Origin of the sequence: Psychroflexus aurantiacus (assembly GCF_010820555.1) — a bacterium.
GTDB lineage: Bacteria > Bacteroidota > Bacteroidia > Flavobacteriales > Flavobacteriaceae > Psychroflexus > Psychroflexus aurantiacus.
Window position 1 is genome coordinate 451,537 of the sequence record NZ_JAAIKD010000001.1, and the last position, 12,394, is coordinate 463,930.

The 12,394-nt window shown below is 41.4% G+C and carries 10 protein-coding genes and 1 tRNA gene; 8 read left to right on the top strand and 3 right to left on the bottom strand.

The genetic code is table 11. The features are described from left to right. Positions 1-180 precede the first annotated feature (180 nt). The gene (locus G3567_RS01950; protein WP_164003577.1) at positions 181-3,417 is read left to right on the top strand and encodes a VCBS repeat-containing protein; all 3,237 of its coding nucleotides are present in this window, start codon (positions 181-183) and stop codon (positions 3,415-3,417) included. Between the two features lie 30 nt (positions 3,418-3,447). Next, entirely contained in the window at positions 3,448-4,818 is a 1,371-nt protein-coding gene (locus tag G3567_RS01955; protein ID WP_164003579.1) for a vanadium-dependent haloperoxidase, read from the top strand. Positions 4,819-5,501: 683 nt separating this feature from the next. Here G3567_RS01955 and G3567_RS01960 read toward each other — a convergent pair. Further along, a tRNA-Ala gene (locus G3567_RS01960) sits at positions 5,502-5,575 on the bottom strand. Positions 5,576-5,707: 132 nt separating this feature from the next. On the opposite strand from G3567_RS01960, the gene G3567_RS01965 reads away from it, so the two are divergent. From G3567_RS01965 to G3567_RS01980, 4 genes are all read left to right on the top strand, one after another. Then, a complete protein-coding gene (locus G3567_RS01965; RefSeq protein WP_164003580.1) occupies positions 5,708-6,292 on the top strand; it encodes a HupE/UreJ family protein in 585 nt (194 codons plus the stop codon). A gap of 98 nt (positions 6,293-6,390) precedes the next feature. Further along, the gene (locus G3567_RS01970; RefSeq protein WP_164003582.1) at positions 6,391-6,822 is read left to right on the top strand and encodes a deoxycytidylate deaminase; all 432 of its coding nucleotides are present in this window, start codon (positions 6,391-6,393) and stop codon (positions 6,820-6,822) included. Then, the gene (locus G3567_RS01975) at positions 6,819-8,414 is read left to right on the top strand and encodes a S41 family peptidase (RefSeq protein ID WP_164003584.1); all 1,596 of its coding nucleotides are present in this window, start codon (positions 6,819-6,821) and stop codon (positions 8,412-8,414) included. The genes G3567_RS01970 and G3567_RS01975 overlap by 4 nt, the downstream gene beginning before the upstream one ends. 6 nt (positions 8,415-8,420) lie before the next feature. Then, positions 8,421-10,016, top strand: coding sequence for an ATP-dependent DNA ligase (locus tag G3567_RS01980; protein WP_164003586.1), 1,596 nt, complete (start codon positions 8,421-8,423; stop codon positions 10,014-10,016). A gap of 79 nt (positions 10,017-10,095) precedes the next feature. Here the strand turns inward: G3567_RS01980 and G3567_RS01985 are convergent, their stop codons facing one another. Next, positions 10,096-10,368: a hypothetical protein gene (locus G3567_RS01985; protein WP_164003588.1), complete on the bottom strand. Its 273-nt coding sequence runs from the start codon at positions 10,366-10,368 to the stop codon at positions 10,096-10,098. A 6-nt stretch (positions 10,369-10,374) separates the two neighbouring features. Continuing rightward, positions 10,375-10,875: a CIA30 family protein gene (locus G3567_RS01990; protein ID WP_164003590.1), complete on the bottom strand. Its 501-nt coding sequence runs from the start codon at positions 10,873-10,875 to the stop codon at positions 10,375-10,377. Positions 10,876-10,969: 94 nt separating this feature from the next. Here G3567_RS01990 and G3567_RS01995 point away from each other — a divergent pair, with 94 nt between their 5' ends. Both G3567_RS01995 and G3567_RS02000 read left to right on the top strand, forming a co-directional pair. Continuing rightward, positions 10,970-11,566, top strand: a complete 597-nt coding sequence (locus G3567_RS01995; RefSeq protein WP_164003592.1) for a DNA-3-methyladenine glycosylase — start codon at positions 10,970-10,972, stop codon at positions 11,564-11,566. 6 nt (positions 11,567-11,572) lie between these two features. Then, positions 11,573-12,238, top strand: a complete 666-nt coding sequence (locus tag G3567_RS02000; protein ID WP_164003594.1) for a hypothetical protein — start codon at positions 11,573-11,575, stop codon at positions 12,236-12,238. Positions 12,239-12,394: the final 156 nt, after the last annotated feature.

Sequence of the window (12,394 nt, forward strand, 5' to 3'; positions counted from 1 at the left end):
TCAGAACCCGATAACCAAAATAAGATAAGCCACTTTGAAAACAGCTCAATTCTAAGGCTTTTTAGTTATATTTTCTTTAATTTTTATCAACAGATAAAGGGCTTTACTTTCTTTTTAAGTATTTTATAATCTTATATTTAACCCCTCGTTTTAAAACAATTTTTCATAATTTTGCCCCTAATGAAAATTACTACAAGAATAAAATTCAACCTTATCCTGTTTTTCTCCACCATCCTGTTTGGGAGCTGCAGCAATAACGAAAACTTTTTATTTAAAGAAGTTTCTCAGGAGAAAAGCCAGGTCGATTTCATTAATAGGGTCACAGAAGATGCTGAGCACAGCATTATAAATTATATTTATTACTACAATGGCGGTGGTGTGGCCACGGGGGATGTAAATGGCGATGATTTGCCAGATTTATTTTTTGTAGCCAACACGGGTGAGAATAAACTCTATCTCAACAAGGGAAATCTAAGATTTGAAGACGTCTCAGAACAGGCCAATATTAAGGGAAATGCCAGCTGGAATACAGGCGTAAGCATGGTGGATATAAACGACGATGGCCTGCTCGATATCTACGTTTGCGCAGTATCAGGCTTACTTGACTTTACCGGGCACAATGAGCTTTTTATCAATAATGGAGATGGCACGTTTACAGAAGATGCAAAATCCTACGGGCTTGATTTTAAAGGTTATTCTACGCAATCCTATTTTTTTGATTATGACAAAGACGGCGATTTAGACGTTTACATTGTTAATCATGCCGTCCACACCAATTTATCGCATGGCAGAGCAGAATTAAGAAACGAAAGAGCCCCAAATGTAGGCGACGTTTTAATGAGAAATGACGGTGGAAAGTTCACCGACGTGAGCGAGTCTGCCAACATCTTTGGCGGTGTAAACGGGTATGGACTGAGTGCTACGATTGCCGATTTCAATAACGACGGCTGGGACGATATATACGTGTGTAACGATTTTCATGAAGATGATTATTACTATATCAATAATCAGGACGGAACCTTTGACGAGAGCCTTGATGAAGCTTTCACAACCATTAGCAGATTTTCTATGGGAAGTGATGCAGCCGACATCAATGCCGACGGTTTTCAAGATCTGATGACCCTGGATATGCTCCCTAAAGAAGAGCGGCTTTTAAAGGAAACGGAAGGCGATGACGCCATGTTCAATATGCAGGCGCACCTTAAAACGTTAGGCTATAAAGATCAGTTCTCCAGGAATATGCTTCAAATCAATCAGAAAGGAAACTATTTCATAGAGACGGCACTGCTTAATGAAGTAGCTGATACAGACTGGAGCTGGGCTCCTCTTTTTGCCGATTATAACAACGATACGCATCAGGATTTATTTGTCTCAAACGGTATCTTACGCAGGCCTAACAGTCTGGATTTTAAAAAATATGTGTCAAGTGCTTTCAAGGGAAGAAGCGAAAACGAGGGTTTAAAGTGGTTATATAATTCCATAGACAAGATGCCAGGCGGGAATGTCGCCAATGAAATTTTTGAGGGTAATTCTGAGACCTTTAAAAGTCAGACTGGAAACTGGATCAAAAACGAACCTCAACTTTCCAACGGTGCTGTTTATGTTGATTTAGACCTTGACGGGGATCTGGATTTAGTAACAAACAATTTCAACCAGGTCGCTTCAATTTTTGAAAACTCGACCAATACGAAAGCGAATTATCTCAATCTAAAACTAGATTATAAAGCAGGTAATAGTGAAGGTATTGGCACAAAAGCCATGGTCTATACCAATGGTAAGGCTCAACTCAAACAGTTGTTCAAATCCAGAGGCTTTTTATCTTCTGTGGAAGCCAAATTATATTTTGGTCTTGGCAAAATGACAAAAGTGGATTCTGTGCAGGTCATCTGGCCAAATCATAAATACCAGGTGATAATCCAGCCTGAAATCAACACCACACTCACTATAAATTACCAGGAAGGCGGACAGATCTATGACTATGCCGAGCATCCAGAAAAAAATGCGCCCTTTCAAAAGGTAGACCTTATCAATTTCACTCATAAAGAGGATAATTATAACGATTTTGCCGAGGAAAAACTTATCCCCTACAAAGTATCTACACTAGGTCCTGCCATTGCCGTTGCTGATATCGATAAGAACGGTTTTGAAGATGTGTTTATAGGAAATGCCGCAGGTCAGCCCGCACAGCTTTTCATGAATAATGGTTCGGATTTTGAAAAGTCAGAACAGCCTGCATTTACTGAAGATATGGATTTTGAAGATAATTCTGCCGTATGGGTGGATGTGGACAATGACGGGGATCTGGACTTGTATGTCACCTCGGGAGCCCATACAAATCCCCGCTTCAAAACAGACCGTTTATACATCAATGCTGATGGAAACTTTACCAAATCAGAGGGACGGGTTCCTGAAGATTATTTTATTACCTCAACCGTAATCGCCTGCGATTATGATGGTGATGGAGACCAGGATTTATTCGTTGGAAATTATTCTCAACTGGGGAATTTTGGTGAAATGCCAGACTCTTATATCCTGAAAAATGACGGGGAAGGACAGTTTGAAAAGGATAAAGACTTTCAGTTATCGTCTAAAGTAACAGATGCAAAATGGCATGATGTCAATGCAGATGGAACCAAAGATCTAGTGATTACAACGGAATGGGATCATCCCCATATCTTCCTAAATAATGACGGCGAATTGAGAGAAATGCAACTTCCAGACGAGCTGACTGGTTTATGGCAAACTGTTGATTTTTTTGACATAGATAAAGATGGAGATGAAGATATTTTATTTGGCAACTGGGGATTAAACACCAAATTCAATCTCAATTTTGACGGGCCTTTGAGGATGTATCATTCCGATTTTGACAGAAACGGAGTAGAGGAGAGTATTATAGCCTACAATAATGACGGTGAATATTACCCCTTAAACACCAAAGATGAACTGGCGTCACAAATGAATGTGATGAGTAAACGCTTCCTTGACCACGAGAGTATGGCGGGAAAAAACATTGAAGAAGTCATGACGCGTGGTTCTTTAAGTGAAGCTGAACTTTATGAAGTCGAAACCCTGGCTTCAGGCTATTTATTAAATGAGAATGGCGAATTCAATCGGTTTATCCCCTTTGAAAGCGACTTTCAACTGGCTCCTATATCCAGCTTTTCAGAATTACAAGTCAATGCTAAAAATCAGCTGATGGTAGGAGGCAACTCTTTGAGAGTGAATACCTATCACGGGGCCTACACTGCTTTAAAGGGGCTTTTGGCAGAAGATAAAAACACCTATGACTGGGTTTCAGAATTTGGTATAGAACCTTTCAATAAACAGGTTAAAGACATTAAGCATTTAAAAATGAAAGCGTTCAGGTTGCTCATCGTTGTTTTCAATGATGGCGAGTTGAAAACCTATTCCTATTAAACCCATAATGATTTGACATTAAGCAATACCATGAGATTAAAATTCTTACTTATATTTTTACTTGTCCTTTGTTGTTTGTCTTCCTGTCAGGAAGAGGATAAGGCAATACGCATAGAAAGACAAGATTACCATGAGGCTATTGATAAGCTTACAGACATAATGGTGCATGATATCTTTTCGCCACCTGTAGCCAGTAGAATTTATGTCTACCCCAATATAGCAGCTTACGAAACCCTCAATCAGGACAGCGAAAATTATGTCTCGCTTGCTGCTCAATTGAATGGACTGGCACCGCTCAAAGTCAATGCTGATAAAGATAAAATCAACCTTAAGCTTGCAGCTTTGATTGCTCATTTCAATGTTTCAAAAGAACTGGTTTTTTCCAAAGACATCATGACCAGTTATCGGGATAGTCTTTACAACGTATGGGAAGACCTAAATCCCGAAGAATTTGAAACCGCCAAAAGCTATGGTTTAGAAATTTCCGAGCAGATCATTACCTGGATGAATAAAGATGGTTACAGCGAAACCCGTACCATGCCAGAATACAACATATATTCTGAGGATCCGTCGGTTTGGCAGCCTACTCCTCCCGCCTATATGAAGGGCATTGAGCCACACTGGAATAAATTAAGACCGTTTACATTAGACTCTGCCTCACAGTTTAAACCCGCCAGACCTCCTGAATTTTCAATGCAGCCCGGTTCTGAATTTCACAAAGAACTCATGTCTGTATATAACATCAACAAAGTCATCAGAGAAAAAGGAAACGACAGCGAAGAAATTGCAATCGCTCGCTTTTGGGATTGTAACCCCTTTGTTTCCGTCAATAAGGGGCACTTCATGTTTGCCGAGAAAAAGATAACCCCCGGGGCACATTGGATTGGGATTTGCAAGATTGCCAGTGAAAAAATCGACGCCGATTTTTCTAAAACTGTGTACGCACAGACAAAGGCCTCTATCGCCATTGCCGATGCTTTTATAAGCTGTTGGGATGAAAAATACCGCAGTAATTTGGTCAGGCCGGAAACACTGATCAACACCTATATAGATCCTGACTGGTTACCTATCTTACAAACGCCTCCATTTCCGGAATACACAAGTGGACATTCTGTGGTTTCGAGTGCTTCCGCCGAGGTTTTAACTTCCATTTTTGGAAAGGATTTTGAATTTGTAGACACTACAGAACTGCCTTATGGACTGCCTTCCAGAACCTTCGCCTCTTTTAAATCTGCTGCTAAAGAGGCTATTATAAGCAGGTTTTACGGTGGCATCCATTACGAATCTGCCATTTACGAAGGGGAAAAGCAGGGCTTATCTGTAGGTAAATTTGTAGATGACCATCTTCAGTTTTTAAAGCCTGATACTTTAGAGGAGTCGTCAAAAGTTACCTTAAAGTAAATAAAAAAACCACTCCGTAAAGAAGTGGTTTTAGAATAAAGTGGAGAATATCGTCCCGAAGCATCGGGAGAACCGATGGTCTCGTTCCACAATCAAAAAAAACCACTCCGTAAAGAAGTGGTTTTAGAATAAAGTGGAGACTATCGTCCCGATGCATCGGGAGAACCGATGGTCTCGTTCCACAATCAAAAAAACCACTCCGTAAAGAAGTGGTTTTAGAAGAAAGTGGAGAATATCGTCCCGAAGCATCGGGAGACCCGATGGCCTCATTCCACAATCAAAAAATCACTCCGTAAAGAAGTGGTTTTTGAATAAAGTGGAGAATATCGTCCCGAAGCATCGGGAGAACCGATGGCCTCATTCCACAATCAAAAAAACCACTCCGTAAAAAAGTGGTTTTAGAATAAAGTGGAGAATATCGTCCCGAAGCATCGGGAGACCCGATGGCCTCATTCCACAATCAAAAAAACACTCCGTAAAGAAGTGGTTTTTGAATAAAGTGGAGAATATCGTCCCGAAGCATCGGGAGACCCGATGGCCTCATTCCACAATCAAAAAAACACTCCGTAAAGAAGTGGTTTTTGAATAAAGTGGAGAATATCGTCCCGAAGCATCGGGAGAACCGAGGGCCTCGTTCCACAATCAAAAAAACCACTCCGTAAAGAAGTGGTTTTAGAATAAAGTGGAGAATATCGGATTCGAACCGATGGCCTCCACGCTGCCAGCGTGGCGCTCTAGCCAACTGAGCTAATCCCCCAGAGCTTACAAAAATAAACAAATTTCAGACGTGTAAAACCTTAAATTAAACTATTTTTAGGATTAGGGGTTTTGAGTCTGTTTCAGAAGCGATTTTTATTTAATTTTATCAACTAAACCTAATTCTTACTAAATGAATGATTTTTGGCTATACCTCAAAATGGGATTCGAACACGTTTTGGACTGGAAGGCTTATGATCACGTGCTTTTCCTTACGGCTTTAGTCGCATCGTATTCGTTTCAAAAGAGCAAAGAGGTCATTTGGTTAGTCACACTTTTTACCATTGGTCACATTTTATCTCTGGCGCTTTCAGCTTACGATATATTGAGAGTGAACAGTGATGTCATTGAGTTCCTGATTCCGGCAAGTATTATTTTCACCGCCATTTATAATATGTTCACCGTGGGGAAAGCCCGTAGAAACGTCAAATTCAATCTTCTGTATTTTGTCACGTTCTTCTTTGGGCTGGTGCATGGCTTCGGATTTTCAATCCACTTCAATATGATGGCTAAAGGGGCGGATAACATTTTACTTATGCTGGTAGAGTTTGCCCTCGGTATAGAGTTAGCTCAAATTTTGGTAGTTTTTATAGTGCTGCTTTTAGGCTTTATCATTCAAAATCTTTTTAGATTTTCCAAAAGAGACTGGGTACTCGTCATTTCTTCCGTGGTTCTGGGAATGACCATTCCTATTCTTATAGACAACTGGATTTTTTAAAGGTTCTAAAAATCAATGCTATAGAGATTAAGTAAATTTAGGCAGCTTCTTAACGCTTGTAAAGAAGCATAAGTTTTATATTCGAATTAATTTTACAGATGACGACAGAAAAACAACTGAAATTTGATAAAGCCTACCTGCGCATTGCCAGGGAATGGGGGAAACTATCCCATTGCAAACGCAAGCAGGTCGGTGCCATTATCGTTAAAGACCGGATGATCATCTCCGATGGCTATAACGGCACTCCTACCGGATTTGACAATGCCTGCGAGGATGATGAAGATACGACCAAATGGTATGTGCTTCATGCCGAAGCCAATGCTATTCTGAAAGTATCCGCTTCCACGCAGTCCTCCAAAAACGCAACGCTTTACATCGCTTTGTCCCCCTGTAAAGAATGCAGCAAGCTCATACATCAGGCTGGCATCATTCGTGTAGTCTATCAGCAGGCCTACAAGGATAATTCGGGTTTGGAGTTTTTGAAAAAAGCCGGAGTAGAATTAGTACATATTGAAGATCTTGAGGAATGAATAAGAACACGAAAATAATCCTGCCGCTGTTTATTACAGTCGTATTTGTAGGCGGAATATTGCTTGGAAATCTGCTTAATTTCCAGGACAATTCATTTTCCGGTTCTTCTCCCAAGCGCCAAAAACTCAACAGACTTATCAGTTTTATCGATAAAGAGTATGTCGATGAAGTCAATACCGATAGTATTGTAGATCTTACAGTCACCTCCATTCTTGAAAATTTAGACCCACATTCCGCTTACATCTCTAAGCAGGAATATGACTATGTTCAGGATAATATGCGGGGAGATTTTGTGGGTATCGGCATAAGTTTTTATACCATCAAGGATACGATCGCCGTCATCAGAACTTTAGAAAAGGGGCCGGGCGAACAGGCGGGATTGGAAGCTGGAGATCGGATTTTATATGCCGATGCCATTCCTTTATTCGGGAACAATATGAGCAGTGATTCTATAACTGAACTCTTAAAAGGTCCTGCAAATTCCAAGGTGAATCTAAAAGTAAAACGCCTGGGTGAAAACGATTTGATGAATTTTGAAATCAACCGGGGCCTTGTCCCTTTGAAAAGTGTAGATGCCGGCTATATGCTAAATGACACTTTGGGATATGTCAAAATCAACCGGTTTGCTGAATCCACCTATTCTGAGTTTAAAGCCAAGTTGGAGGAATTTGCCACTCCGGAGATGAAAAGTGTCATACTGGATCTGAGAAATAATGGCGGGGGCTTTTTAAAACAGGCTACACTCATTTTAGATGAATTTATCGCCGATGGGAAACTGCTTCTGTTTACCAAAAACAAGAATGGCGACTTAAAGGAGACCTACGCCACAGACTTTGGAAGTTACGAAGACCAGAACCTTTACGTGTTTATCGATGAAAAGTCCGCTTCAGCCAGTGAGATTGTCGCCGGAGCAATTCAGGATAACGACAGAGGAACCATTATAGGCCGGCGGTCTTTTGGAAAAGGACTTGTACAGCGAGAAATGAATCTTGGAGATGGAAGTGCTGTCAGACTGACGGTGGCCAGGTATTACACCCCAACGGGTCGTTCCATACAACGCCCTTATGAACAAGGAAATACCGAAGCCTACTACTCCAGCTACATGGAGCGCTATACCAACGGTGAACTCTTAAGCAAAGACAGCATTACCACCGACGATTCCCTGCGGTATGAAACACCGAAAGGCAAGGTTGTGTACGGTGGAGGCGGCATCATTCCCGATATTTTTGTATCCCGAAACGCATCACAGGATATACAGGATATTAAATTCATGTATGAGGGTGGAGTGATGGATCGGTTTATTTTTAATCTGCTGGACGAAGACCGGGCATTTTACAACGCGCTTTCTGAAAGTGAATTTTTGGAAAGAAGGCTTATTACGGAAGCCGTCCTGGATAGGTTTACGCGCTATCTTGGCGATTATGACCTGAATTACAACTTTGGGAGCAGCAGTTATTACTTAAAAAAACATCTGGAAGCTACCATGGCAAAACAACTCTTTGGAAGTGACCTCGCTGAAAAGATTTCCAACGAAAACGATCCTTACATCAACAGACTTTTAAGGTCAGAAAAAAGCCTGGCGAAAGACTAAAGAGGTATGAAGGATTTTGCTCAATTGGTAAAGACCATAGACAGCACCAACAAGACCAATAGAAAGGTTGAGGCCTTGAGCGCTTATTTCCTGAAAGCTTCCGATGCTGATAAAGTCTGGACCATCGCGATTTTGTCTCACAGACGTCCGCCAAGACCGGTGAACAGTAACTTAATAAGAGATTATGCTTCCGAACTGGCCGATATCCCTTTATGGCTTTTTGAAGAATCGTATCACATCGTTGGTGATTTGGCTGAAACCATTGCTTTGGTGGTTCCAGAGAAAGTCAAAGCGACCGAAAAAAGCTTAAGCCAGTATCTGCAGGAAATCATTCAGCTCAAATCAAAATCAGAAGAGGAGAAAAAACAATACCTCATCGAGAACTGGAGTCAGCTCAATTATTACGAACGCTTCGTATTTACCAAATTGATTACCGGAGGCTTTCGCATAGGGGTAAGTCAGAAATTAATGACCCGGGCGCTTTCCAAAGCCACCGGCATCGATGAGGATATACTGGCCTTCAAACTCATGGGAAACTGGAATCCCGGCAAAATTTCTTATTCTGAATTGATCCTGGAAGAAAATGAAGCCGATTACCTGTCCAAGCCGTATCCCTTTTATCTCGCTTATGCCATCGAAGAGGAGGCGTCAGAACTCGGCAATCCTGCCGACTGGATTGCGGAACACAAATGGGACGGTATACGCTCGCAGCTGATTGTGCGAAAAGGACAACTGTTTGTGTGGAGTCGTGGCGAAGAACTGGTCACCGATAAATATCCGGAATTTGAAGCGTTTACAGAAGTTCTCCCCGATGGAACCGTTTTGGACGGGGAGATTTTGCCCTATCCAAATGAGGGTATCGGCGATTTTAAGGACCTGCAAACCCGAATCGGTCGCAAAAATATAAGCAAAGCGCTTCTGAAAAAATTACCGGTGATCCTGAAGGCTTACGATATCCTGGAATACCAGGGAGAAGATATTCGCTCGACCCCCTTTGACAAACGAAGAGAACTTCTGGATGGCCTTTTCGCTGAGTATTCTTCAAAAATAAAGCCCTTCCATCTGTCGGAAACCATGCGTTTTTCATCCTGGGAAGACATGGCCCGAGAACGTGAAAAAGCTAGAGAGATCAAGTCTGAAGGACTTATGATCAAACGGGCCAATTCCAGCTATGGTGTGGGCCGTAAAAAAGGAGACTGGTGGAAATGGAAGTCAGATCCGTTTAGCATCGATGCGGTGCTTACCTATGCCATGCGCGGACATGGCCGAAGGAGTAACCTGTTTACAGATTATACCTTTGCGCTGTGGAATGCCGATAAAACCGAGCTGGTCACTTTCGCGAAGGCCTATTCCGGACTGACAGATAAGGAGTTTAAAACAATAGATGCCTGGATCAAAAAAAACACCGTCGAGCGTTTTGGTCCTGTAAGAAGTGTGGAGCACGAACAGGTTTTCGAAATCGCCTTCGAAGGTATCGCCGAATCCAAACGTCACAAAAGCGGCATCGCCACGCGCTTCCCCAGAATCCTGCGCTGGCGACAGGATAAAAAAATTGCAGATGCCAATACTCTGGAAGATTTGAAAGCCATGATTCCTGAGTGAGAACAAAAAGTAAAAGGTACAAAGTATGAAGTATGAAGGTCAAAATGTCAACAGCCAACAGTTAAAGGTTAGGAGGCTCCTACTTATCCTTGAGTTTCTTACGGTAAATAAAGTCGTTTAAGGTCCAGGAAAAGATGCCGTAAATTCCGCCACCCACCACAATGGAAATGGCCAGCTGTACAAAAAAGTCCGTATTGCTCAGCTGTCCCCATTTGTCCCAGTAATTGATTACTAAATTGACTGCAAAAATCAAAATTCCAAAACCAAAGCCGTGTTTGATGATGTATTTGGCTTTGCCCTGACTTTTGATTTTCTCCCAGTTGTCAACAAATTTTTTATCTGCTTCGTTCATAATTTTTTATTTGGTTAAGTACACCTTATCGATTTCCAATTGAAATTCTTCTGCTTTCTTATTTCCTATCAGGAAAGCGACTTCCCGAATTACGTCAGCCTCAAAGTCGGGCAAATTTAAAGTTCTTCCTCTATATCTCGGAGAGAAAGCGGATAGTTTTAACTGAATTGTTTTCCATTCCGAAGTAACCTCAAATTCCTGGACATACGAAGCAACTTCTTCTTCCCCACTTTTTTTGATTCTGAATTGATAGGTGGATGGCTTTCCTTTTACCCGAAGATTCACATGGGTGTAATCCTGGACATGTTTAATCGTGGTTTGATGTCTTACAGAAGCAAAGCCTCCGTTGTTTTCCAGCGAAATTTTTCCGGTGAAAACCGCATTTCCGTCATCGTTAAGATGAATTGAACTCTGAGACAACCCACCCATCACACCATCATTTACAATATCCCAGTCATTGAGGTTTTGGTTAGGTTCGAAATCGTATATCGTAACATCTTGTGCCATAGCGGTTGTGATTATAAAACAGAACATTAAAGTTTTCATAGGAAGTCCGTATTTGAGCATTAAATTTAGTTATTTTAAATCGAAAATCTAATCTATGCCGCAAGCACTTTCAAAAAGTTATTTTGAGAATCCCGATGTCGTTTTTCTTGCCAGGGATTTGATTGGAAAACAATTGACCACCCATATAGACGGCGTCATCACTTCCGGCATCATCACCGAAACGGAAGCCTACGCAGGCCGCGGAGACAAAGCCTGCCACGCCCACCTGGGAAGGTTTACCGAGCGTACCAAAGTGATGTACGAATCCGGAGGAATTGCTTATGTTTACTTGTGCTACGGTATTCACAACCTCTTCAATATCGTGACCAATACCCAGGGAAATGCAGATGCCATATTGATAAGAGCCATCCAGCCTACGCAGGGTATCGACATCATGCAGGAACGGCGAGGAAAGTTAAAGCTTGACAAATCCCTGACTTCAGGTCCGGGAAATGTGACCAAAGCTTTAGGCATTACCCGGTCTCATAACCAGCTGAGTGTGACCGGAGATGACATTTGGATAAAGGATGCTGGTCAAAAAATTAATACTATTGTTGAAACCAAAAGAATTGGTATAGATTATGCGGACGAAGATGCAGAATTGCCCTGGCGATTTTACGCTAAGGATTCTAAATTCGTTTCCGTAAAATAAAAGCCTATGAAACTTAAACTCATTTTATATCTTGTTCTTCTTATCGCGCTGAGCGAGAACCTGTACAGTCAGGACAAACTATTTTACAACCGGATTCATTATTTTGAACATCAGGCCTGCCAGCATCCTATCGGGACTGTGATTCAGGATAAGGTCTTTTATGCGAATAATGCAAACCCTGCCTCTTTTATGAATTTCAATAATTCTGAAAGTGAAATCGCGTATGTGGATTTGTTCAATTACGGAAAATATACCGCCTTTAATCAGTTTTTGAAACCCGAATTCTTGGCAGCAAATACGGTTGTCATGGGATTTAGGCAAGGCGTTTGGAGTGTTACCGGATCCATTCAAAAAGCGAAAAGTCAGTTCCAACTGGACAAGGTCAAAGACACGCTCGTCGGTGATAAAACCCTGAAGCATATACGTATTGAGCCAAAAGACACTTTAATTCACCGGTTCAAATCCTATAATATCTTAATCAACACCCGACCTCAGACAGAATTGCCTCTTTATACCTCACCCCCGATATACTTTCTGCTGAAAGGAAGCCTAAAAGAGTTAAAGGGCATTGTTGTAGAAACTTACTTTGTGGACTTACAGGGTTACTGGTTTTGCCGGGACGTCCTTTCCGGATTTGAAATCACCAACAAACGGGTGATTATTCTAAACTAAAGATTTGCAACAGAAATTTTAGCTTAGGCATTTAAGCCTTTGGAACTGTCATTTTTTAATTGATGAATGACTTAGCTTATCTTTGCGTTAGTTCTTTGAGAGTTTTGCGTGAAACCCAATTCTAAAGATTGATTTTAAATAGGAGGATGAGATCAT